Origin of the sequence: Halodesulfurarchaeum sp. (genome assembly GCF_036626455.1) — an archaeon.
In the GTDB taxonomy this organism is placed as follows: Archaea; Halobacteriota; Halobacteria; order Halobacteriales; family Halobacteriaceae; genus Halodesulfurarchaeum.
Genome location: NZ_JAZKRK010000003.1, coordinates 23,854 through 46,348, shown reverse-complemented (window position 1 = coordinate 46,348; position 22,495 = coordinate 23,854). Strand labels below are relative to the sequence as shown.

General features: G+C 54.2%; 20 protein-coding genes and 1 pseudogene. 10 read left to right on the top strand and 11 right to left on the bottom strand.

Translation table 11 applies throughout. The features are described 5' to 3' along the window. The first annotated feature begins 23 nt into the window (after positions 1 to 23). The 3 genes from V5A26_RS01745 (at position 24) to V5A26_RS01735 (ending at position 2,076) form a co-directional block, all read left to right on the top strand. On the top strand, positions 24 to 305 hold the full coding sequence (locus V5A26_RS01745) for a hypothetical protein (protein ID WP_332320323.1): 282 nt from the start codon (positions 24 to 26) through the stop codon (positions 303 to 305). Then, positions 302 to 1,210 (top strand): MBL fold metallo-hydrolase, encoded by a 909-nt coding sequence (locus V5A26_RS01740; RefSeq protein WP_332320322.1) that lies wholly within the window; start codon positions 302 to 304, stop codon positions 1,208 to 1,210. The genes V5A26_RS01745 and V5A26_RS01740 overlap by 4 nt, the downstream gene beginning before the upstream one ends. Before the next feature lie 287 nt (positions 1,211 to 1,497). Continuing rightward, positions 1,498 to 2,076 carry a hypothetical protein gene (locus V5A26_RS01735; protein ID WP_332320321.1) on the top strand — a complete coding sequence of 193 codons (579 nt, stop codon included), beginning with the start codon at positions 1,498 to 1,500 and terminating at the stop codon, positions 2,074 to 2,076. A 23-nt stretch (positions 2,077 to 2,099) separates the two neighbouring features. Here the strand turns inward: V5A26_RS01735 and V5A26_RS01730 are convergent, their stop codons facing one another. Continuing rightward, positions 2,100 to 2,408 (bottom strand): ArsR/SmtB family transcription factor, encoded by a 309-nt coding sequence (locus tag V5A26_RS01730; protein WP_332320320.1) that lies wholly within the window; start codon positions 2,406 to 2,408, stop codon positions 2,100 to 2,102. A gap of 153 nt (positions 2,409 to 2,561) precedes the next feature. Between V5A26_RS01730 and V5A26_RS01725 the strand changes: the two genes are divergently transcribed. After that, positions 2,562 to 3,392: a DUF1109 domain-containing protein gene (locus V5A26_RS01725; protein ID WP_332320319.1), complete on the top strand. Its 831-nt coding sequence runs from the start codon at positions 2,562 to 2,564 to the stop codon at positions 3,390 to 3,392. A 62-nt stretch (positions 3,393 to 3,454) separates the two neighbouring features. Here V5A26_RS01725 and V5A26_RS01720 read toward each other — a convergent pair whose 3' ends face one another. After that, complete coding sequence (locus V5A26_RS01720) at positions 3,455 to 4,162, bottom strand: hypothetical protein (RefSeq protein WP_332320318.1); 708 nt, start codon at positions 4,160 to 4,162, stop codon at positions 3,455 to 3,457. Positions 4,163 to 4,622: 460 nt separating this feature from the next. Between V5A26_RS01720 and V5A26_RS01715 the strand changes: the two genes are divergently transcribed. Further along, positions 4,623 to 5,855 carry a hypothetical protein gene (locus V5A26_RS01715; RefSeq protein ID WP_332322182.1) on the top strand — a complete coding sequence of 411 codons (1,233 nt, stop codon included), beginning with the start codon at positions 4,623 to 4,625 and terminating at the stop codon, positions 5,853 to 5,855. Between the two features lie 92 nt (positions 5,856 to 5,947). Then, positions 5,948 to 6,088: pseudogene (locus V5A26_RS01710) on the top strand (hydroxymethylglutaryl-CoA synthase); the annotation flags it as partial. A gap of 453 nt (positions 6,089 to 6,541) precedes the next feature. On the opposite strand, the gene nikR reads toward V5A26_RS01710, so the two are convergent. From nikR to hcp, 7 genes are all read right to left on the bottom strand, one after another. Next, positions 6,542 to 6,952 (bottom strand): nickel-responsive transcriptional regulator NikR, encoded by a 411-nt coding sequence (gene nikR / locus V5A26_RS01705; protein ID WP_332320316.1) that lies wholly within the window; start codon positions 6,950 to 6,952, stop codon positions 6,542 to 6,544. 134 nt (positions 6,953 to 7,086) lie between these two features. After that, positions 7,087 to 8,196, bottom strand: coding sequence for a tRNA (N6-threonylcarbamoyladenosine(37)-N6)-methyltransferase TrmO (gene tsaA / locus V5A26_RS01700; RefSeq protein ID WP_332320315.1), 1,110 nt, complete (start codon positions 8,194 to 8,196; stop codon positions 7,087 to 7,089). Between the two features lie 6 nt (positions 8,197 to 8,202). After that, positions 8,203 to 9,024: an ABC transporter ATP-binding protein gene (locus V5A26_RS01695; protein ID WP_332320314.1), complete on the bottom strand. Its 822-nt coding sequence runs from the start codon at positions 9,022 to 9,024 to the stop codon at positions 8,203 to 8,205. Continuing rightward, a complete protein-coding gene (locus V5A26_RS01690) occupies positions 9,021 to 10,076 on the bottom strand; it encodes a FecCD family ABC transporter permease (RefSeq protein ID WP_332320313.1) in 1,056 nt (351 codons plus the stop codon). Before V5A26_RS01690 ends, V5A26_RS01695 begins: the two co-directional genes overlap by 4 nt. A 2-nt stretch (positions 10,077 to 10,078) precedes the next feature. Further along, positions 10,079 to 11,182, bottom strand: coding sequence for an ABC transporter substrate-binding protein (locus V5A26_RS01685; RefSeq protein ID WP_332322181.1), 1,104 nt, complete (start codon positions 11,180 to 11,182; stop codon positions 10,079 to 10,081). A 378-nt stretch (positions 11,183 to 11,560) separates the two neighbouring features. Beyond that, complete coding sequence (locus tag V5A26_RS01680; RefSeq protein ID WP_332322180.1) at positions 11,561 to 11,851, bottom strand: hypothetical protein; 291 nt, start codon at positions 11,849 to 11,851, stop codon at positions 11,561 to 11,563. A 75-nt stretch (positions 11,852 to 11,926) separates the two neighbouring features. Beyond that, on the bottom strand, positions 11,927 to 13,621 hold the full coding sequence (gene hcp, locus V5A26_RS01675; protein ID WP_332320310.1) for a hydroxylamine reductase: 1,695 nt from the start codon (positions 13,619 to 13,621) through the stop codon (positions 11,927 to 11,929). Between the two features lie 390 nt (positions 13,622 to 14,011). On the opposite strand from hcp, the gene V5A26_RS01670 reads away from it, so the two are divergent. The 3 genes from V5A26_RS01670 to V5A26_RS01660 all read left to right on the top strand — a co-directional run bounded on the left by V5A26_RS01670 (position 14,012) and on the right by V5A26_RS01660 (position 18,752). Further along, positions 14,012 to 14,239 (top strand): hypothetical protein, encoded by a 228-nt coding sequence (locus V5A26_RS01670; RefSeq protein WP_332320309.1) that lies wholly within the window; start codon positions 14,012 to 14,014, stop codon positions 14,237 to 14,239. 488 nt (positions 14,240 to 14,727) lie between these two features. Continuing rightward, entirely contained in the window at positions 14,728 to 16,224 is a 1,497-nt protein-coding gene (locus tag V5A26_RS01665) for an NAD-binding protein (RefSeq protein WP_332322179.1), read from the top strand. A 305-nt stretch (positions 16,225 to 16,529) separates the two neighbouring features. After that, positions 16,530 to 18,752: an amino acid permease gene (locus tag V5A26_RS01660; RefSeq protein ID WP_332320307.1), complete on the top strand. Its 2,223-nt coding sequence runs from the start codon at positions 16,530 to 16,532 to the stop codon at positions 18,750 to 18,752. A 213-nt stretch (positions 18,753 to 18,965) separates the two neighbouring features. Here V5A26_RS01660 and V5A26_RS01655 read toward each other — a convergent pair whose 3' ends face one another. Beyond that, entirely contained in the window at positions 18,966 to 19,457 is a 492-nt protein-coding gene (locus V5A26_RS01655) for a hypothetical protein (protein WP_332322178.1), read from the bottom strand. A 562-nt stretch (positions 19,458 to 20,019) separates the two neighbouring features. Between V5A26_RS01655 and V5A26_RS01650 the strand changes: the two genes are divergently transcribed. After that, on the top strand, positions 20,020 to 21,216 hold the full coding sequence (locus tag V5A26_RS01650; RefSeq protein ID WP_332322177.1) for an NAD(P)/FAD-dependent oxidoreductase: 1,197 nt from the start codon (positions 20,020 to 20,022) through the stop codon (positions 21,214 to 21,216). Positions 21,217 to 21,529: 313 nt separating this feature from the next. Here V5A26_RS01650 and V5A26_RS01645 read toward each other — a convergent pair whose 3' ends face one another. Further along, the gene (locus tag V5A26_RS01645; protein ID WP_332322193.1) at positions 21,530 to 22,408 is read right to left on the bottom strand and encodes an NAD-dependent epimerase/dehydratase family protein; all 879 of its coding nucleotides are present in this window, start codon (positions 22,406 to 22,408) and stop codon (positions 21,530 to 21,532) included. Between the last annotated feature and the right edge of the window lie 87 nt (positions 22,409 to 22,495).

Genomic DNA, 22,495 nt, shown 5'->3' with positions numbered 1-22,495 from the left:
CAGCGTCTCGGCCTCGCCCGGAAATGACTGAAGCTGAGGCGATCGAGGGGCTCAAAGCCCAGTACGTGAACGGCGATATCGACCTGGCCGAATTCGAGACCCGAGCGGAACGGATCTATGCTGATGGGACTGGAGAGAGGGCCAGTCCCGAATCGCTCGCCGAGGAGCCACGGCCTTCCCGGTCGACCGAACAAAATACCCGATCCACGAAATCCGAACCCCCCTCTCCAGCGGTCAAAACGTCGCGTTCCGGGGTGCAACCGGTAGTTGGATTTTTTGTCCCGGGGTCCGATAGAGTGGTATGACTGAACCCAGGGTTCGGACCCCATCCGTCCTCGAGGAGACGGACCTCCACTACGTGTGGACCAGGGACTTCGAACCGGCTAAATACTGCTCTCCGTATATTTTGGCTACAGAAAAGCCGGCCGTGATCGACACCGGAACGGGCGCAAACTGGGAGACCATTCTCGATGCATTGACCGAGTTGGGAATCGAACCGGAGATGCTCTCGGCGATCATCTTGACACACGTCCATCTAGATCATGCAGGTGGGGCGGGATATCTTGCGGACGCCTGTCCCAATGCTGATATTTTTGTGCATCATCGCGGAGCGACCCATTTGGTCGATCCCGAACGGCTCTGGGAGGGCACGACTGCAGCGGTTGGGGAGCAAATACAGAATTACGCGACGCCCCACCCGATTCCAACGGACCGGATCGTCGAACTCGATGCTGGTGACCGGATCGACCTTGGTGATCGGGAATTACTTGTGCACCCAGCTCCCGGACATGCGTTCCATCAGGTCGTGTACGAGGACCTATCAGGTGGTGGTGTTTTCACTGGCGATGCAGCAGGGATCAAGACACCGGGGGTGGATCGGGTTCAGCCGTCAAGTCCCCCACCGGACTTCGACCTCGAGGCCTCACTTGAAGACATCGAGATGATCGAATCGCTTTCCGCCAGTGTGCTGTATCTCGGCCATTTTGGTCCACAGGGACCAGAAAAGGTTCTCGAGGAGTACAGAACCGTGCTGAGTGACTGGGTCGAAGCCGTGGCTGAGAAGCGGGATGCGGTAGGCGCGGATGAGGCTGTCGCATATTTCGCCGAACAGACCGAAACTGGTGGGGCCTGGGGCGCGTTGAAGGCCCGAGAAGAAGCCCGCATGAACGTCCGGGGCGTGTTGACTTTCCTTGGGGAATCACAGTCCTGACCGCGGGTATTAGATTCGTGAGACATTTCCCCGATTCGGGGATAATCTGTCCGTAGCGGTACTCCGGAGCTCGTGGGGTGGGTCCACTTGGAACAGTGTTGTCCAAATCTGTCTCCCAAACGCCGCCATTGGATTTTGGGCCATGTTGGCACTTTTCACACCTGTAAATTTATTATATTTAATTAAATGCCATGAGGCAGACCAACCACCCCAAATACACTCGCTTATTATAAATATGCTTATATTTATATATCCGGATGTCGTATTAGTAATTGGAGGTGAGGATCATGCCACCACCCGAACCACCGGCCGAAGATCTCCCCGGGAAAGTACAGTTCCGAGCCTCGACGGTGAGCAGTGACACGGTCGCGGAGCCGGATACTGAGGTCATCGTGACGGATGAAGTTGTTGCCGTTCGTCCGATGGCTGAGGCGGACCCCGACTCCCCGTTGGAGTACACGGTTCCCCTCGATGAGGTAACACGGATGGAGTGTGAAGGCTTCATGTGTCGAACTGTCACGATAGAGACCCCGACGGAGACCTACGGGATCCCGACTGCAGGACTCAAAGAGGGGCATCTGCGCCAGGCAATCGTCGATAACACCACGCTCACTAACCCCTGCATCCGCTTGGATATCGATCGATTGGGGACCTGTCCCTGTGCAATGGGCACCTATGCCGGGTGCCTGCTAACCGTGCTGGGCTTTGGGTTGGTGCTCTCGGTGGTGGGCGCGTTGCTGGGTGCAGTGGTCATGGGTGTGGGTATCGGCCTGACGGTGTTGGCCTATGGGCTCCGGAAAGTCGGAAAGTGGCGCGGTGCAAACGTCTGGGAAGGAAATGCTGAGGAGGCTGACGCCGCGGCCTGAGACATGGTCGCCCGCGCTCTCTCTTATTCTTCAATTTGCTCTTCGACGACCTGCCGGATGGTGAGCATGCCTTCCACGATGCGCTCGTCCTTGATCCGGTAGTAGTTGTTTACGCCCTCTTTTGTTCGAGAAACCATTCCGCGGTCCCGCATGAGTTTCAGATGTTGGGAGAGGGTGGATTGGGTAATCCCAGTCGTTGCAGTGAGTTCGGAAACGGTGTAGGACTCTCCAGATTTGAGAACGTCGAGGACTTTCAGACGGTTTGCGTTCCCACAGATACTACAGAAGTCCGCGTGGGCCTCGTAGTAGTCATCGGATTTGAGATCGGGCATGCAAAGTCTGTATAGTTCGATAAGTATAGTTGTTCGTTTGTTAGCATGCGAATCGGCTGCAGTTTGGAATTGGAACGGGCCGGACTGTGGGCGTTCGGCTGATGGGCCAGCAGTAATCCAAACGCTAATTGGGACATTGGCCGAATTCCATCCATGGATTTCGACATCGATGGCGGGACGTTGCTGTATATTCTGGGTATCGGATTCGCCTTTGGGGCATTGACGTATTTCGTGCGGGACGTCGTCTTTTCGCTCTCGATACCGGTCAAAGCTGCAATTCTCTTTCTGGCGTTTCTTTCCTTTCTCGTTGGTGGTGTAACCATGGACCGGGACGTTCTCGATCACATTTCACTGATTCTCTCAGGCGCAGCCTATGTGGTCTTTCTCGTGTACGTGGTTGTCCGCTATGACCTGGCTGCAACCGGCATCTTCTTCGTTCTGTTTGGGTCCGCAGTCCTTTTCGTTTTCCTCGGATATACGCTGCGCACGAAGCGACCAACGATTTCACCCCGAACGGCGACAATTATTGTGACTGTGTTTCTTGTCGTCACAGTCCTGTTGGTCGGGGCTGATATCACGAGTGCTGGAATGAGTACGAACGTCGACGTAAACGAGACGATCACTGTTTCAGCCCCTGCAGATGCTCCGCCGGATGAGGAGATGGTCCCAGCCGAAGCCACAGTTGGAACACTAACAGTGACGAATGATGGGCCGTTCACCAGGCCGCTCTCGGTTCCGGAATTATCGGCCTGTCTCGCTGGCCAGAATCTGGTTGCCGGAGGGGATGTGTATCTCGACTATCACCCGCGAAGCTACGACAGACCTGACACGATCGCGGGTGGGGCATCGCATACGGCCCAGATCACTGCCAGACTTCCGATTCCCAACGGGACCGATGAAATGACGTATTCGATTGAACAGCGGGCAGAATGCGAGGTGGCGGGCCATGAGCCCACGCTGGTTATTCACCCACCCGAGACGTGAATTCCCGTCTCTTGGTGAATTGGGACAGTGACCGAGGGACTTACAGGCGATTGGGGTCCCGGTTAGTATGTTTGACAGTCCATGCTCGGCTCCGAGATGGGATCGACCTCACCCCACGAGTGGAAGTCGGCCTGCCCCCATTCTCCTTCGGCCCGGCGCAAATACCCGGTCGATGCACTGACATAGAGGGTTAGGACACCCTCAATATCCTCACCAGACACCTCGAAAATGTAAACCGTTTCGCCGTCGAGTTCTGTCGTCCCATCCGGCTCCAGATTCACGTCGGGCTTGCTCCCGTGTGCGTCTGCGTCTGACTCTGACTTTACGTCCGAGTCGGGCTCCAATTCCTGGCTCGGATTTTTATAGCACATCTCCTCGTTGAGGACCCAGTAATCGTCCCCATCGATATGATACAGTTCGTAGACATCATCACTATCATCGGGTTCCATTCGCATGTAGTAATTATCGCCGTTGTATCTGGCCGAACCCGTCCCTGAATCTCCAGTGTCTGGGTCGGAATATTCGACGTCTACGGCATAATCCGAGTCGAAGGTATACAAATCGCCGTACACGATTGTATCCTCCGCAGATTCTTCGGTCGTCGTTTCCTCATTCTCGGGTTCGTCGGTGACTGTTGTCTGTGTCCCCTCGGACTCCTCGGTCGTTGTTGTCGCTTCCGACTCCCCCTCACCATTCCCATCTCCGCCACATCCCGCAATCGATCCCATGAGAAGCGTTCCCCCCACGATCAGCAGTTTTCTCCGTCTCATACATAATTATTTTATATTATGTTAATAAATTCCAACCATTATTCCCGAAAATCGGGAAATTCGAATACGACGGTATAATAATGGGCTATCAGTCCGGGACCATGTACAGACAATAGCCGAAACAAGGATTTCATGGAGAAACCACCCAGCGAGTGGCAGCGTCTACCCTTTCGCATTCATTCCCATCTGATACTTCCCACCCGCCTCACAGGGACCAGTATCAACCTGCCGACACTGAAAAGGACTCCGTAACCGGTCCGTTCTCAGTGGGGTAGGGAGGAAACACGCCCTGGTTTTGAATCAGGCGTACAGTGTCGTTCGGTTCTGAAGTCTACGATTCTTAACTAAATGTTGAAGAGTATACAGCGCAAAATTATGCCTATCCATTATGCCGTTCAAAAGCCTGGACCTCTCTTTTACAGATGATTCACGGGGTGTATCCGGCGTCGTTGGGTTTGTTATGATATTCGCGATTTTGATGATTCTGCTTTCGATTAACCAGGCCCAGGTGGTTCCAGCGGAGAACTCGAAGGTCGAATTCCAGCACTTTCAGGACGTTCGGAACGATCTGGTGGACGTCCGCAGCGCGACTTTGACCGCGGGCCAGAACGACGTCTCGCAATTTCCATCCGTGAACCTGGGGACGGATTATCCGCCACGGATCTTGGCAGCAAATCCACCACCGGCCTCGGGTACGTTGCAGACGAGTGATGCCTATGATATCATCATCACGGACGAGACGGATACTACCGAGCGGATTGAGACGAGATTTCTGGAGTATCGGCCGGGATATCACGAACTCGACGTAGGCTCGACGTGGTACGAGAACTCGATGCTGTACCTCGACGAGCGTGAACAGAGCGGCCTAGTCGTCATCGAGGAGCAGGACCTCGTCCCGGAGAGTGGGACCGACCTTCGAATTACCGCACTCCAGAACGAGTACCAGGAGAGCAGCAGCGGACGTGTAACCTTAGAGTTATACCCGTCTGAGACCGACGACATCGCGAATTTGACCGGCGAACTCAACGTTACGCTTCCAACCCGGTTGACGGCAGACGAGTATTGGACCGCCGCCTTTGAGGACGAACCGGCCTTTGATCCGACCGTTGAGAATGGCCCGTATCCAGTGGGAGTCCAAGCTCTGAATCTGACAGTTAAGAAGGAGAATGTGACGATCAACACGGTTGGGGTTCAGTCGATGCCGGAGGGGAAAACTGCGAAGGAGAATATCGGATCTACCCCACCACCTCCCGCTAGCGAGCAAACAAGCCTCGAGAATACTGGAGAAACGACGAATGGTGATGGACAAGATACGATTGAATTTAGTCTGAAAAACGAGGGGGATTCTCCTGTCACCATCAATCGAATCGCTGTCAACAACACTACTGCTGACGCCAATACCATTAAAAACGGTGACCAAGGTGAGTTCGAGGGCGGTGGTGGGTATTTAAACACGACCAATAGCATTGAAATTGAAGGACCGGCATATCCGCTAAATGAATCTGCGACCATTGCAGGTGGTACTACTGAGACATTCACACTTGGAGAATTTCAGACAACAGGAAACATGAAGGATGAAAACGTTACAATGACCTTGTATTTCGATGATGATAGCAGCCAACAATTTACTGTGGCTGTTCCGGAGGACGGAGGTGGTGGAAATGATGGACCGCCAGCTGGCACCGGTCCTTGACAAGGGTAAGAGAGAATCGATTTCAACACAACAATCGTCGAACTCCCTATTGACAGTACCATAAACCACCCTGCAGTACCAGTTTTTAACTCATGACTGCAGTCGGCATTGACGGCATCGAGATCTGGTCGGGAAAACTCAGTCTGGACCTCCCCAAAGAGTTCGCGTCCGTCATGGACGACGACCCTGAAAAGGACACGAAGGACCTTGGGCTCTTCAAGACCTCCTTCCCCCTCCGGCCCCATTACAGGCGTTGATGGGCTGGTGTGATCTGGCCACCGCTCAGAAGAAAAATCGCATTTCGGGAACTGTGACTGCCGACGCACTCCGGCAAGTTCACGATAAGTAGCCGTTTTCCTTGAGTGCTGTCAGTTACCTAATGCTGAATGAGATCTTCCATTCAGCATAGATGGACTACCATCCGACTTTTTCATCATCCTGATTTGGACTGAATCGAAAAAGATCTCCGGAAAATATAACGCAATTGCACAATCCTTACGCGGAGTTGATTGAAAAGCCTCACTTTTTTGGTCAGTTGAGAATTTTCGGTCCGATCTCCAGTTACCTGGCCCATTTGGTAATAAAAAATCGATCTGATCCCCTCATCTGTAATAAATCAAAAGTTTGACTTTCCCAACTTTCTTTCACTTCTGACTGCGTTCGACGGTATTGATTTTAGCGCCATTTCAACTACCGACCACAACCACCTTGACCTGGCTCACCCCGTCTATTGAACGGAGCTCGTTGGCCAGTTCGCTGATTTCTTTCCTCGGTCCGTTGACCGTAATCGTCTCCAAGCACTGATCGTGAGAAATATGGATGTGTTGGGTCGCCGTTATGATCCCCGTTCGGTCGTGTTGGACCGACTGCAAATGATCCGCAATGTCGTTTTCGTGGTGATCATGGGCCAGTGTAATGGTCCCGTGGTGGACGCCGCCTTCCTCCGTTTCCCAATCGTAGGCGGCAAAGAGATCCCGAAGGGCGTCCCTGACAGCCTCTGATCGACTCGAGTAATCCCAGTCCTCGATGATCCGGTCCAGATGGTCGACCATTTCGGGTGGGAGCGTCAAACTGATCCGGTCAAGTTCCTGTGACATACGAAACCGTTAGTCCCCGGAGGTCCTAAAGGTTCAAAATTCACTGTGATTCTATTGGGATTTCCCGTTAGCGTGCAGGCAGGACGTCGGGCCGCTTGAGGGAGTCGGGGTCAAGGCCAATTCTCTCGGAGCAATTACGCTCCGTCTTGCCAGTTGAGTCCGTGGCCGTCTAATTGTCCGAACGGGGCGCCGGCGCAGGCCCGACACAGCTTCTTTCCGTCCTGCTCAACTGCTTTGGAAGCCATCACCTGCTCCCCGCAGGCCGCACAGGTCGTATTCTCGAAGATGGGGGCGAGCTCGGGCAACCCGTCCGCGACGGCCGTCTCCACATCGAACAGGTCCGGGACGGGCCGCTCGAGCAGGTCGAACGCGACCGTCGCCCAGGCCTCGCTGAACCGCTCGCGTTCTTCGGCTGTGGCATTTTGTTGGGCCACGACGCGCTCGAAGAGTTCGTGAGCCTCGGGGTAGTCCTTCTCGAGGATCCCCTTCCGCTCCTTCACGTGGAGTCGGACGCCTTCCTCTGGGTTCTCCCGGGAGACGAGCGTGACTGCGGTCTTGCCATAGTCCCGGTAAATCAGACCGTTGTTGCCAAACGTACAGCCCGTCGTGACCTGAACGCCGTCAGCGAAACAGCTGTTGGTCTCGACGACCGCGACGACGTCTTCCATGCCCGTCGAAGCGACACCGAGTTTCCGAATCGCGTGCGCACCGGCCATCACGCCGAGGGCGAGGTATGGACAGAAATGACCGTGAACCTCACCCGCTTCGAGCAATAGCGCTTCGGGGGCCCGGTGTCGGACGTATCCCTCGATACGGCTGCGAGGGTCTTTACGACGGTCGTCACCCCCCGAGTGGGGCGGCCGATCGAGCGAGGCTGCATACGGTTTTATGTCGAGCACTGGGGTTCCGTCTATCGCATCTAATCCTGTGACTCGAAGTTCGTGCCCGTCCCGTTCGACCAACCCGACAGTCGTCGAGCCAATGGGGCTGGGTCGATGGGGGGACCGGCAGGCGAAGGTCCCGCGGTCGATGCCGTCCCGTCGAGGGGCGACGAGGTCGTATCCTGTCGATTTATGGAGGTAAAACAGGATTGTCAGGCTGTCGTTATCATTGATTCCGGTGAGCCCGTCGGCGAATTTCGGGTCGAGGATGATTTGACTCTCGTGTTTGCGCATCGTCGCCGGATCGGTCGGCCGATCAAACTCGCTTCGGACCGTTCCGATTTGTGTGAGGTCGAACGTCATGGTGTCTCAGTCGTCGTCAGCCGTTACTCGAAAAGCCAGTTCGGCCTCGGGCGCCCGCTGGCCATCGACTGCGGTCTCCGGCACGACCAGTCGACGGTCGCCGAGATGTCGAACGGTCGCTTCGACACCGTAGACCGTTCGGATCGTCTCGGGGTTTAGCACGTCCGGGCCTCCCACGTCGTATATTTCCCCTTCGAATAGCAGTGCGATCCGGTCGCAGTAGCGCGCGGCGAGGTTGAGATCGTGGATGGCGATCAACCCAGCGACGTCCCGCTTGCGAACGTGCTCGACTATCAGGTCCATCACGTCCAGTTGGTGTTTCAAATCGAGCGCGCTTGTCGGTTCGTCCAGTAATAGGGCCGATGGTTCACCGACGAGCGCGCGTCCGAGTCGAACTTTCTGACGTTGTCCGCCGCTGAGCTCGCTTACTCGCCGGTTCGTGAACGCTTCGAGGTCGAGACGATCGATCATCGCCGTTGCTGCCTGTCGGTCCCGCTCACTCGGCGACCAGCCCCCTTGGGGACGGCGACCCTGTAAGATGGTCTCGAAAACCGTGGCCGGGAACGCGCTCTGTTCTTCTTGGGGGACGTAGCCAACCCGCCTGGCGATCTCGTTGCGACTCGACTCTGAAACGAGGTCACCATCGATTCGAACCGTCCCTCTATCGGGGTCCAGTATCCGGTTGATTGCCTGTAGCAGCGTGCTCTTTCCGGAGCCGTTCGGCCCAAGAAACCCGAGGAGTTGGCCTGACTCGGCGGTCAGGTCAATTCCTTCGAGTACCGACTCGTCCTCGTAGGCAAACGCCAGATCATGGATTTCGAGTGTCACCAGTATCCCCTCCCGTGGATGACGAGGTAGATGAAAAGCGGTGCACCGAGGAAGGACGTGAGTATCCCAACCGGCAGGACGACCGGGGCGACCACCGTCCGGGCCAGTGTATCGGCTGCGACCAGCAACGCACCACCGGCCAGTGCAGAGGTCGGCAGGAGGTAGCGTTCGTTACCACCGACGAGCATTCGGACGATGTGCGGGGCGACAAGGCCGACAAACCCGATAATTCCCACGAAGGATATCACGATCGCCGTCACGAACGAGGCGACAGCCATCCCTCGGATCCTGAGGGATTCGACATCGACGCCGAGGCTCTTTGCGGTGGTGGTCCCGGCGTCCATGACGTCGTAATTCCAGGCGTTGGCGACGAAGTAGCCCAATGCGAGCAGAACGACACCCGTCATCAAAAGCGCGTGGCCCCAGGTCGCCCGGCCGACGTCGCCGAAGGTCCAGTAGACGATAGCCGCAACTTCAGTGTCGCTGGCGAAATACTGCAGGAGGGTCATCCCGGCGGTGAACAGCGATCCGATTGCCACGCCGGTCAGGATCAACGTTTCGGGTGTTGCCTGCTGGTAAGTCACCAGGAGCAAAATCACGCCCGTCGAAACCATCGCCGCTAGGAAGGCCGTAACTGTCGTAACATACGGGCCGAGGGCCCCGAAGTTGGCCATACCGGCGTTACCGACGCCGAAGACGACGATGGCGATGGCCGCGCCAAACGCCGCCGCCTGTGATATCCCGAGTGTGTAGGGCGCACCCAACGGATTGCGGAGAACGGTCTGCATTGCTGCGCCAGCGACCGCCAATCCTGCACCGGCGACGGCCGCGCCAAGTACCCGTGGGAGTCGAAGGTTCCAAACGATTGCCCGTTGGGTCTGGCTGGCCCCTCCTACTAGCGCTGCGAGGACATCTGAGACTGGGACCGTGACCGATCCAATACCCACAGCGATTACGGAGACAGCCACAAGCAAGAGAAGCCATCCGGTCGCGATCGCATAGGTCCGCCGGGTCGTTTGCTCGCGCTGTTGCAGGACCGTCTCGGTAGCCATTTTTAAACCTCAAGTTTTCGGTATGGGTCGTACGCCTGAATCAGTTCGTCGTACAGCGGTGCGCCGAGCATCCGTTCGAAGATCGAGTTCACTTTCGATTCGAGATCGACATCGTCGAATCGGTCGGGGTATAGTGTCGACCCGACGAAGTAGGCATTGGCCAGGATAGATCCGTAGTTGTGGTGGTAACTCGCGTGCGGGAGCAGTGTGTAGACCGCGCCGTTTTCGACGGCTGTGAGGCGGTCTAACGCTTCGTTGTTCGACAGGTCTTCGTGGGCCCGATCGAGATTGTTCGAATCGACGAAGATCGCGCGGGGATCCCAGGTGAGTAGTTTCTCTTCGCTGATTTGGACCGACGCCGCGTCGGTTTCCAGCACACTCGCGACGTTCTCGACGTTTGTAAACGCGAATGGCGGGAACTGCCGCCGGGTTGTGGCGATCCCATGGGCACCTTTGTAGCTAATCGCGCCAGCGTAGGCAGTGGCTCGTTCAGCTTCGGGCAGATCGGCGGTTCGATCGCCCAAATCCTCGATCGTCTCCTCCACGAAGATCTCCAGTTCCGCCGCCCGGTTCTCCATGCCGAGGATTCCACCGACTAACCGCCAGGTTTCGTAGAGTTGCTGCCGTTTTTCCGCGCCACCAAAATCCGTAATTCCCAGGACCACGACTGGCGTCTCCGTTTGCTTTTGGAGCGCCTCGGCCCGGGACGGATCGCCGTAGAAAAAGATCACGTCCGGATCGACTGATAGTATCTCCTCGCCGTTGCCGCCGGCGTTTGGTCCTGCCGAGCCAATCACTGGCTTTTCGCGAAGTCCGGGGGTGGCCTGATTGTACGGTACCTTCTGCAGCCACTCACTTTCACCGTCCTCGATCCCGACGATGCGGCCGGTCGCACCAAGATAGGCAACCTGCCGGAGCGCACCTGGCCCAACCGCGACGGCGCGCTCGACTGCTCCTGGTAGCGAGATTTCGCGACCAGCCTCGTCGGTGACAGTTCGCGGTCCGTCATTCATCGCGGTCCCCTGCAATCCGACCGCCGAACAGCCCGTAACTCCGGTTATTGCCCCCGCTCCGATTGCCCGCAGTACCATTCGCCGATAGTACATTCCGTATGTATCCGTGATTGGGATAAAATAACACTTTTTCGGCTTTTCGTAATACTTTGGAACCGAGTAGTCCTGGGTACCGGAACTGCGCTCCGATTCCTTGGGCCAAGAATCAACCGCCGGTTCCGTCGATAACAGTGTCAGTACATATTTTTATCGAGTCAAGCAGCCAGATGAACAGTCCCACCTACTCGGTCACACCGTGGTGGTTCTTTGTAGTTCTCTTGCAAATAGTCGGCCCTGTTTGTTGATTCCCTGGATGATTGGCAAATTCGACCTCGTTCAAGGCCGCATAACTCAGTAACTCTGCCATGGCCCGCCAAAATGATTTTGTAATTTTCGACTTTGGAACGGAGATCTCGATGGGAAATCCTACGGCTATTTGAGTTCTGTCATACCTATCAAACTCTGAACCATCTCCGCAACCTCTCCTGATTCGTCAGCAATCGGTTCCGCAACCATCGAGAAGTGTTTCGTTTCGCCGTTTGGAAGTTCCCCAGTAACTTCTTTGATTATAACTTCACCATCTTCGTATCGGAGTTCGGTCTTCTCTGTTTCTTTCTGCAGTTGGTTCAGTGGACATTCGCCGGTTTGACAGTCAGAACATGCAAGGTGTTCATGGCACTTACCGTCGCTAATATCTGTATCGACACCGGTTGATTTCTTCATATCGGTGTTTTGATTTTTACATTACAATCACAATCAATAACTCTCATTGGAGAGAACGTATTACCGCCCCTTATTCTAGTCGGACATTGCCGTCGGAGTCGTCTTCCTGCCTATCGATGTGAGAAGGTCCTGTATGTCGGATTCGACAGTGTCGATCGGGTTGATACCGAACTCCTCGACCAGGAGGTCGGTCACACCCTCCGAGAGGAAGGTAGGCAGCGTGGGACCGAGTCGAATGTCCTCGACACCCTGGCTTAACAGTGCCAACAGCACAGTAACTGCCTTCTGCTCGTACCAGGCGATGTCGAAGGCGATCGGTAGGTCGTTGATATCTTCGACGTCCAACGCGTCCTGTAACGCGCTCGCGATTCGGATGAGCGAGTACGAGTCGTTGCACTGGCCGGCGTCGAGCACTCGCGGGATGCCGTTGATGGAGCCCATATCCAGTTTGTTGTACCGGTACTTGGCACATCCGGCGGTGAGGATGAGCACGTCCTCGGGGAGTTCCGTAGCCAGGTCGGTGTAATACTCGCGCTCCGCCTGACGACCGTCACAGCCGCCCATAACCACAAAGCCACGGATGTCCCCGGCCTGGATGCCCTCGATAATCTCGTCGGCCCGGTCGAGGACTGACTTGTGCGCGAAGCCGCCCGGAATCGTCCCGGATTCGAGTTGCTGGGGCGGCTCGGTGTCTTGCGCGGCCTCGATAAGTGGTGAGAAATCCTTCGGTTTCCCGTCTTCTCGACCGTCGATGTGGGGAACCTCCGGGAACCCGACGACGCCCGTAGTGTACACGCGCTCGGCATAGGAGTCCGTCGGTGGCATGAGACAATTCGTCGTCAGAAGGACCGGGCCGTTGAACGCCTCGAACTCGCGGTGTTGTTCCCACCAGGCATTACCGTAATTGCCCACGAAGTGATCGTACTCCTTAAACGCCGGATAGGAGTTTGCCGGGAGCATCTCCCCGTGCGTGTACACGTCCACACCCTCACCCTCAGTCTGCTCCAGAAGCTCCTCCATGTCTTTCATGTCGTGGCCGCTGATCAGGATACCCGGCCGATCACCCACGCCGATGTCCACCTCCGTCGGTTCGGGGTGGCCGTAGGTGTCGGTGTGGGCCGTATCGAGAATCTGCATGACCTCCACGCCGACCTCGCCCGCCTCCAGGACCAGCTCGGTCAGCTCCTCGACTCCGTACCGATCGTCCACAGTCGCGGCCAGGCCACGCTGGACGAACGCGAAGACCTCGTCTTTCTTCTCGCCTAAGACGTAGGCATGATCGGCGTAGGAAGCAATCCCCTTCAGGCCGTAGGTGAGAAGTTCCCTGAGTGAGCGAAGGTCCTCGTTCTCTGTGCGCACCACGCCGATTTCAGACGGATCGGCCTTTTCGTGAAACTCCTCAGGACTATTCCCGGTCCAGATCGCCGCGTCGGGGAGTTCAGTATCGTCCAGACCACCGACTTCGGCCTCGTAGGTCACCCGCAACTCTTCACGCCGACGTTGTGTCTCAGCGATCCGGTTCTCGAACCATTGAGGATCGAAATTGACGTTGGTGATCGTTGAGAAGAGACTCTCGGCGATGAACACGTCGAGGTCCTCGTCGGTGAGTCCGCCCTCTCGTGCCCGTCCGGCGATTGTGGAAAGGCCCTTGAGCTCCCAGACCAAGAGATCTTGCAGGTTGCTCGTCTCGGCATCCTTTCCACAGACTCCTACGTCGGTACAGCCCTCGTTGGCGGCCGTCTCCTGGCACTGGTTGCAGAACATGCTCATACCGACCACCGCCTCGGAGAAATTTCACAGATTATTTGACACTTCGCAGTCGCTCCCGATCGAGACGTCGTTGGATGCATTTGCACCTGAAACTTTCCACGGACCGGTGAAGGATTTATGACGAACATGTTCGTCTGCCCGGTCGCGTTTTTCCTCAGTACTCCCTCGCCTTTTTCATCAGAGGTTTTTTCCAGACTCCGAACGTCATCCGCCTCCTATTCGTATTCCATCGGGACGAAAGATCGCCTTGATTTACTAAATACATGGTAGCGTTTGGATACGTAACTAACAAGTCTTTGAGTTTGCAATGGCACTTTCATACGAGGGAATTGATACGGAGAACCGTTCTTTGGTCCACATCTGGAAAGTTCCGCATGACTGTCATCTGGTATGCAAACACTGCCTGGCCGATTGTCGGTTGGGACTGGACGGAAAACTGATGACGGTATTTTGCAGGTGCCCGTGGTGGTTGGCCTCGACACTGGTGACTCCTTGGAGCCAGTTGTCGAGCAGCAGGCCAAGCGTCTCGAGGAGTTGAATCAAAAACGACGCCCTGAGGATCAGTGGGCAAAACTGGTGGAGTCAATTGCTTGGGTCTCGCCGGTGTCGTATATTTAGCTGGTAATCGATTCAAGACACGCCAAGTACGCGTCTTGTGGTTTTGGTTTCGCGAACAGACGGTTGTGAAATCTGCCAGTCCATCCTTTGCCTCATTCGAGTGTTTCCACGATTTGAGGCATTTTACAGAGAATATCCATCACTCGTCGATACGGCTTATCGAAATACTCGCGGAGCCCGTGGAGAACGATAATAACCAGTTTCGCCACCGAGACACTATTCAATAGAATTCGGGTCCCTTTGTGATATTCTCAATCGCCGAAACTATTTTCTTTTGTCAGCTAAATTGAAGGCTTATAGAAATGATTTCGCTCCCGTGGCCGGGCTCGGATTTCGGTCTTTCCCGGCGCGATCGACTTATCGTCTACTACATATTCGGCATTACAATAACCGTGATCTCGTACACGTTATTTTATAATTATGGGATGTCGGTATTAGAGGGCGAGTCTTACTCGATATTTCGGTCGTTTCAAACTGTAGTCGAAACGATGACCACGACCGGATACGGTGCCGATTCACCATGGGAGACACCGATAATGAACGGGTTTATGGTTTTTATGCAGGTGAGTGGCATCGCGATCGGTTTTTTCACTCTTCGGCTTATTGTCATTCCATTATTTACCGGAGCAGAGGTCAATCTTGACAACCGCCTCACACCAAAACGGGATCATGTCATAATTTGTGAATACCGTCGTGACTCCGCTGTGCTCCTTGAAGAACTCGAAGAACTCGGCATCGATTACGTCTTGATTTCCTCTTCACGGAAAAACGCCGAGGACCTTTCTAATGACGAGTACTCCGTTATTCACGGGTCTCCACAGGATGAATCTGCATTTGAGCGGGCCAGCATAGAGACAGCAAAAGCAGTCATCACGGATGCTGGTGATGCAAATGTCAATACCATCCTGACAGTGCGGTCGGTCGACCAGGAAATCGAAATCATCACACTCACTGATGATAGCGATATGCAAGAGATCCTTTTGGATACCGGAGCAGATACTGTTTTGTCCCCCCATGGCGTTCTCGGTCATCGGCTTGCGGAAAAAGCGATTTCATCGTTCAGTTCAGATCTGACTGATACCATTGATCTGGGCGGCGAACTCGAGGTCACAGAAATTCCGGTCCAACCGGGAAACCAGTTGATAGGCAGGCGAATACAAAATTCGAACGTCAGGGAAGAGACGGGCGCAAATATCATCGGTGCGTGGATCGATGGCGAACTCCAATTGCCACCAGATCCAACTGCCATTATCCGCTCGAATACGGTTTTGCTCGTTTCCGGTGCCCACCAGGACTTGGAAGCATTCAGTGACTATATACGACCGGCCAGAACCTCCAGAAGACCCGAGTGTATTATTATTGCCGGACAGGGAGAGGTGGGACAAGCCGCACTCGATGTCGTGAGAGCGGAGGGGATCGAAGCCGTGACGATAGACGTTACTGACACTGATACCGTGGATATTGTGGGTGATGCGGGTTCCAAGGACGTTTTGGATGAGGCTGGAATCGAAACTGCTGGTGCAATCATCGTGGGCCTTCCGAACGACTCGGACTCGCTACTAACAACGGTGTTAGCTCGCTCGTTCACATCCGATATCGAAATTCTGGCGCGGGTGAGTGAGACTGATGCGACCCGAAAAGCATTGAGTGCCGGTGCAAACTACGTTTTGTCGGTGTCACGGGTGAGCGCCCGGATGATCGCCAAGGAACTCCGCGGAGAAGAGGTGCTCGCGCCAGCGAGTCAGGTTCGGCTGCTCCGTGTCTCCGCTCAACCGCTTGCGGGCTCAACTCTCGCGGAATCTGGTATCTATGAAAAAACGGGGTGTCGTGTCATTGCTATCGAAGAGGAGGCAGGTTTCTCAAGCACGGTTGATCCACAACATCGGTTTTCCGGAGCGGAACAAATCGTCCTGGTCGGTTCCGATGAGGCGGTACAGGCGTTCGAAAAATACTATGATGTTGCACCGGTTGAACGGCCCAATTGATTTCACAGTTTCAAATTGTGAACAACCCCACTACGCTCAGTTTAACGACCCTCAACCGGTGCTACTGATGGGGTTTTTGACCAGATTAGTCACTGGTCACCGACCGATAGTATCCTCTCCTAGCTCGACTGCTCAGTATTGGTCCTAAAAAAGAAACAAAGCGGGGCTTTTTTGAGCGTCTGTTTAGCATTCGCTAATACCCCTCGAGATATGTATACTTCAACTGACTCCAGATTCCTTCCTTTGTTTCAACTAGGTCACAAGAAAAAGAATATGGGATGCCCAACTAAACTTAATGGGATAGAATGAGCGCAGACGATGAACTTGCAAAAGACCTTGGCCCGCTTGCAGCTCTGACGATCGGCGTTGGGACGATGATTGGAGCTGGCATTTTCGTTTTACCAGGTCCGTCAGTTGCACGGCTGGGGCCATTGGCTTCGCTCGCTTTCGTTATTGGCGGAATCCTGGCGCTCTTAACGGCCCTCTCCGCATCGGAACTCGGGACCGCAATGCCTGTGTCTGGCGGTGCATATTATTACATCAATCAAGGTCTGGGCCCAGTTTTCGGATCGGTCGCAGGGTGGGGGAACTGGCTTGGCTTGGCCTTTGCCTCCGCATTTTATATGTATGGATTTGGAGCGTACGTGAATTCCTTTGTTACAATATCAGGGATAACGCTTGGCCAACTGCACCTCGAACCTGCCCAGATTATCGGCCTATTTGGAGCCATATTTTTTATCGTCGTTAATTACGTTGGAGCAAAGGAAACGGGCAGGTTACAAAATATCATCGTTATCACCCTTATCGGGATACTAAGTGTATTCACTCTATTCGGTCTGTTCAATGCAGATATTGAGACTTTGCGCCCGATTGCCCCGTTTGGCTGGTCTCCTTTACTACCGGTAACAGGTATCGTATTCGTTTCATACCTTGGCTTCGTCCAGATCACGTCCGTTGCCGAGGAAATTCAACAACCGGGAAAAAACCTTCCACGTGCCGTGATCGGGAGTGTGGTCATCGTCACAGTAATGTACGCATTTATTTTGCTTGCCGTGTTGGCCGCAGTGGAAACTGAGGTTGTTGCAGGAAACGAAACTGCGGTCGTAGACGTTGCACGGTTGTTGATCGGGCCGATAGGGGCTGTCGGTTTACTCATCGGCGGGTTACTGGCCACCGCATCGTCGGCGAATGCCTCGATCCTTGCGTCCTCGAGAATCAACTTCGCAATGGGGCGAGACAAACTGCTCACGCCAAAGATCAACGAAATCCATCCGAGATTTGCAACGCCGTACAGAGCGATAGCAATTACGGGAGGACTCATCCTCGTATTTCTCATATTTGGCAACCTGGAACTGTTGGCGACCGCGGGGAGTGTCCTTCACCTCATCGTATATGGCTTGTTAAATATCGCATTAATCGTCTTCAGGGAGGCAAATCCAGAGAAGTACGAACCCGATTTTGAAGTCCCACTGTACCCACTTGTGCCCGTTCTTGGGGCCGTATTTTCGTTCGCGCTGATTGTATTTATCGAACCGTTCGTATTACTTCTTACCGGGCTTCTCGTTGGGTTTTCCATTGTTTGGTACCTCGTATACTCGCGATCGCGAGTCGAACAAGAAGGAGTTCTTACTCGGTATGTACTGAGAAATGCGACTGAGTTGCCCGATGCAGCGGTCTCGGCGACCACAGCAGTCCAACCCGACAAAAGTGATTATCGGGTGATGGTTCCCCTCGCTAATCCGGCTCACGAAACCGATCTCATTTCGATCGGTGCGTCGATTGCGGAAGAAAAAGAAGGGACAGTTGTGGCCGTTAACATCGCCCAAGTTCCCGATCAGACGTCTCTCGAAGCGGCGAGGGGCCAATATGAACATGATGCGGCCCATCATTTGGTCGAACAGGCACAAACGGATGCTGATACCTATGGTGTTCCCGTCGAAACGCATGTTATTCTCTCCCACCAACCGTTCGAAGAGATCTTCAATGCAGCATCTCGGTATGGTATCGACCTGACCGTAATGGGAAGGGGGCCTGACGCCCACGGCTTACCGGGACGTGCCGAATCCGTGGTTGATGAACTGGCTCATTCGCTGCCGAGCGATTTACTGGTTTTCAAGGATCGAGGGTTTGATCCCTCCCGAATTCTGGTGCCGACCGCTGGGGGCCCACACTCCGGACTTGCAGCAACTATCGCTAAAACATTTGCAGAGCAATTCGAATCGACGGTAACGCTTTTTCATGTCGCCGAGGATCAGGATGAAGGTGAGAAGTTCCTCGAATCATGGGCAGAGAGGCATGATCTCGGTACTGCGAATCTCCAAGTCGTAACTGGGGGGGTCGAAGAACAAATCAAAGCCGCTGCGAAAGATGCCACACTCATTGTGATCGGGTCAACCAAGCGAGGCGTTCTTTCACGACTGGTTCGTGAATCGTTCATCGGTGGCATCCTCGAAGGAGTGGAGTCCTCGGTATTGCTTGCTGAGAAACGGGAGGAGCGGACGATAAAGGAACGTCTGTTAGGCAAATAGACTGAGGCCACTTCACCATCTGATGGATCACTTGATTCCACTTCGAATCCCAATCGCCCATTACCGAACGAACAAGATGAGAGCTAACTGATTGGCCGTAAACTCGGAAGTGAGGCGGTAAGACGCCTTATTTATTCCAAAGATACCCTGTTGCATCTTCAAATTAATTCGTCGGACGACCATAATTCAACTGTAAAAAAACTCTGTGAGCCCTCAGACACCTGTTCGAATCGTGAGTTGCGTTTTCTCTGTCTCCTCAGCAAGCCTTGCTTGAACAGAACCAAAGATTTGCTCCCGAATTTTTGGCTTGCTCTCACCAAGTACAACAAAGTCGAAGCCAGGAACCCGTGATAGAATCATATCAAGCCGCTCACCTTCGATCGATTGCTCCCACTCGATTGGGTCTGAATCGATGCCAAGTTCGTTGAGTTGACCCGTAATCCCGTCGAACATATATCTTGTTGAATCGAATAGGTGTTCGTTTTCATTATTCGCGGCGTGAAAGAGAGATAGTTCTACATCGCTTTCGGCGAACAATGCTCCAAGGGTTGTGACGATCCGCTCAAGATCAGCATCCGGCTTCACGAGAACAATCCCGCGTGTCGTCCCCGACGAAGATTTTTCAGTCCCCGGAATTACCACTGACTGACACCCATATTTGTTCGCGGCTTTATTCATCAGTTCTCCCCTATCTTTTGTAAACATCACTTTTTTCTGGAAATCAATTCCTTCAGCGGTAAACTGCTCTCCAATAGCTTGCAGCCGTTTTTCTGCCTCCGTACCGAACTGATCGCGATGCTGATCAGCCGTGGATTGGTCCGGAATCGATCAGTAGCCGAGAAGGAAAACTTCCGAAGATTGGACCATCTCAATGACCGTCTCTTGGAGAGAAACCAAGCCGGAAACATCAACCGGAAGGAGGATTCGATCGAGTGACTCCGAAGTACTATTCCCTGATCGGGACTCCGGCATACTATTGATTTGGAGAAACTCTATCGTATATTTGCGTTCTCCCTTTCAACATGACTTGCCGTACACGACGATACCAATACCCGCATTGAATATGTGTAGTGCTGCATTTGCGCCTTCTATTCAGCAGGTATCGCTGGCCTGTATATTCATCATTTCAGTAATGATTTACAAGAAATCGAGGATATCTCGCACGATCGTCGAGGGAAAAGCATTCTGTCTCGGTGAAGCTCGGAACGATTTTTGGTTGTTGGAATATCCATAATTATAAGAAATTGCATTTCGACGCCTCAGACAGATGGCAGCTAAGGGGATCCAGGTAGCGATCCTAGGGGGATCCGTGTCCGGACTTGCAGCCGCCCAAGGACTTGCTGATGTTGATAGGATATCTGATATTCGTGTGTTCGAACGACAGGAGTATGATGACAAACGCGTCGACTGCGGTGAAGCGATCAACGACGGAACGCTCGTACCGCTTAGGAAATCCCCAGAAAACGGGTTTTTGAACGACGTGTCTGGGTTCCAACTCCGCGTCTATTCGGAGACTGATCGAAATCCTCACGAATCTCCACTTGGGACCTCCCAACTCCGATGTGAGCCAGGGTATATCTGTGACCGCGACACGGTCGAACAGCAGTGGGCTGATTCATTGTCCGATTTGGGAGTCACCTTTGAGACTGGACACTCGGTCTCGGCCAGGGATTACCGCCAAGTCGTCAGTGAGTACGATTACATCATCGACGCAACCGGGCAACCATCCCTGACACACAAAGTCAACAATATTGTCGAGGAGTATACTGGAGATATGGTTGCGTTGAACGCTACTGTCGAAGGCAAGTTTGAAGAGTACGTCGAGTACCCGCGCATCTTTTTCGAAGGATACGTCGGGTATTCGTGGTCGTTTCCCAAATCCGAACAGTTCGCAAACGTCGGGATAGGGTGGGCCGGAGATCAACGGCCGAATGATTACATGGCGGCACTAGAAGCCGCCGCGAAGCGAAATGAATTTCCCGTTCCCGATCGGGAAGACGTCAACATCTACACCATTCCCCGTGGACCGAGCCTCGATCCCAAACACACCCACCTTCCGGAGGATAACGTCTTTTTGGTAGGCGATGCGGCCGGGATCGCAAATCGATACCAGGGTGAGGGCATCACTCAAGGGATCCGTTCATCGTACCTCCTCGCCGATCTGATTGCAGAAGGACGGTCGTCCGAGTATCCAATCGAACTGTACGAAGTGATGAAACCGGAGTACAGACTTGCTCACCTGATGCGGGGCGCATGGGTCGAACATAAAGACTCCAAGTTGCTTGCGGGGATCGCCGAGGCCTTGAATGGCCTCTCGATCGAAGATATTACGAGACGGCCGCACCGAGTCATTAGTCGGATCGTTCGGAATCCAACTATTGCAGCGAGGCTAGTAGCTAACACAGGGATGCTAAAACGTATTGTCGAAGGCTACACAGACTCGTGGGAGTACACGACCACATAACAGATGGTGACCTATGACTGAAACGTTCAATTACGACACGTACTGGGGGTTAATTTGAATTGGACTCGCCGGGATTCCCGCGAGTGAGCGGTAGCGATCGAGGTGGAAGACGGCGAGGGAATGAGCCGAGCGAAGCGAGACGAATGGACTCGCCGGGATTCCCGCAATGACAGGACCTGAGTTTGGGGGATAAGCGAGGTAACGAGCCGAGAGAAGCGAGGGCGGACCCACCATATCATCGAGGAACTGCGGGCCTCGTCAGTTGGGGTGAACGAAGTGTTTGTGACCCTCATTTGTTATGGCCGTCGGAAATTCACCCCTGGATACCTTCGGTGAGGGCAAGGGCGCCATTCCCGACCTCGATCACCGCCGTATGTTCGGGATGTGAATCGATTTGACACGCGAGGTGGAAGTTGTCCTCACGGAGGCGACTGATCCGGCCGAAATCGAACGAGCGGTTTGCCGGCGACTCGTCTCGAATGGACCGTTCGAGGTTGCCTGGATCGGTCGCGTCCCTATCGGTGTCGACCAGTTGCGACCGGAACAGCTCGAAGGAGCGAGCGAGGATGTACTCCTCACCTGGGTTACCCTCATCCATTGCCCGATATAGATTCGCGGCCGTGTCCTTAACGTAGTCCCAGGGAAGCACGAATTCATCCGGGATCATCGGAAGTTCCTGTGTGAGGTGGCCTTGGAAGGCCGTCCGAGGGGTGCCGCCGTAGGCTTTGTTTCCAGGACCGTAAATTGCGCCGAGGGTAGTGATTACGAGCGGCAGCCCCTCGTCAACCATCGGCTCAGCGACCTCATAATGGGCTCGCCACTTCGTCTCCTGATAGATCGACGGAAAGTCGGTCGGTGAGCGGTGGGACTCGTCGACATATTCACTGGCAGTATTCCCGTATACTCCAACGGTGCTCGCATAGACGCCTTTTGGAACGTCGAGTTCGTCCATCACCTCAAGAACGTTACGGGTCCCCTCGACGTTGATGTGCTCAGCTTTGTCCTCGTTCCACGGCCCCGGTCCAATTTGGAACCACGCCGCGAGATGGAAGACAGCGTCCACACCGGCCATCTCATCTCGAAAATTCGACTTGTCGGTAATATCCCCTTCGACGACCTCGATAGCATTTGGGAGATCCGTAGCATTCGACCGGGACCGGGTCAAAACGATCACGTCGTGGCCGTCCCCCAGCAGTTCATCGACCTAATGCGATCCAATGAACCCCGTTCCTCCTGTGACGAAGTACTCCAAATTTCCGAACGGGCATCAATACCAATA

Bases quoted from the DNA above. Each gene is read 5' to 3' on its own strand.
- V5A26_RS01745 (WP_332320323.1), top strand. From the start codon at position 24: ATGACTGAAGCTGAGGCGATCGAGGGGCTCAAAGCCCAGTACGTGAAC.
- V5A26_RS01740 (WP_332320322.1), top strand. From the start codon at position 302: ATGACTGAACCCAGGGTTCGGACCCCATCCGTCCTCGAGGAGACGGAC.
- V5A26_RS01735 (WP_332320321.1), top strand. From the start codon at position 1,498: ATGCCACCACCCGAACCACCGGCCGAAGATCTCCCCGGGAAAGTACAG.
- V5A26_RS01730 (WP_332320320.1), bottom strand. From the start codon at position 2,408: ATGCCCGATCTCAAATCCGATGACTACTACGAGGCCCACGCGGACTTC.
- V5A26_RS01725 (WP_332320319.1), top strand. From the start codon at position 2,562: ATGGATTTCGACATCGATGGCGGGACGTTGCTGTATATTCTGGGTATC.
- V5A26_RS01720 (WP_332320318.1), bottom strand. From the start codon at position 4,162: ATGAGACGGAGAAAACTGCTGATCGTGGGGGGAACGCTTCTCATGGGA.
- V5A26_RS01715 (WP_332322182.1), top strand. From the start codon at position 4,623: ATGATATTCGCGATTTTGATGATTCTGCTTTCGATTAACCAGGCCCAG.
- nikR (WP_332320316.1), bottom strand. From the start codon at position 6,952: ATGTCACAGGAACTTGACCGGATCAGTTTGACGCTCCCACCCGAAATG.
- tsaA (WP_332320315.1), bottom strand. From the start codon at position 8,196: ATGACGTTCGACCTCACACAAATCGGAACGGTCCGAAGCGAGTTTGAT.
- V5A26_RS01690 (WP_332320313.1), bottom strand. From the start codon at position 10,076: ATGGCTACCGAGACGGTCCTGCAACAGCGCGAGCAAACGACCCGGCGG.
- V5A26_RS01685 (WP_332322181.1), bottom strand. From the start codon at position 11,182: ATGTACTATCGGCGAATGGTACTGCGGGCAATCGGAGCGGGGGCAATA.
- V5A26_RS01680 (WP_332322180.1), bottom strand. From the start codon at position 11,851: ATGAAGAAATCAACCGGTGTCGATACAGATATTAGCGACGGTAAGTGC.
- hcp (WP_332320310.1), bottom strand. From the start codon at position 13,621: ATGAGCATGTTCTGCAACCAGTGCCAGGAGACGGCCGCCAACGAGGGC.
- V5A26_RS01670 (WP_332320309.1), top strand. From the start codon at position 14,012: ATGCAAACACTGCCTGGCCGATTGTCGGTTGGGACTGGACGGAAAACT.
- V5A26_RS01665 (WP_332322179.1), top strand. From the start codon at position 14,728: ATGACCACGACCGGATACGGTGCCGATTCACCATGGGAGACACCGATA.
- V5A26_RS01660 (WP_332320307.1), top strand. From the start codon at position 16,530: ATGAGCGCAGACGATGAACTTGCAAAAGACCTTGGCCCGCTTGCAGCT.
- V5A26_RS01655 (WP_332322178.1), bottom strand. From the start codon at position 19,457: ATGTTTACAAAAGATAGGGGAGAACTGATGAATAAAGCCGCGAACAAA.
- V5A26_RS01650 (WP_332322177.1), top strand. From the start codon at position 20,020: ATGGCAGCTAAGGGGATCCAGGTAGCGATCCTAGGGGGATCCGTGTCC.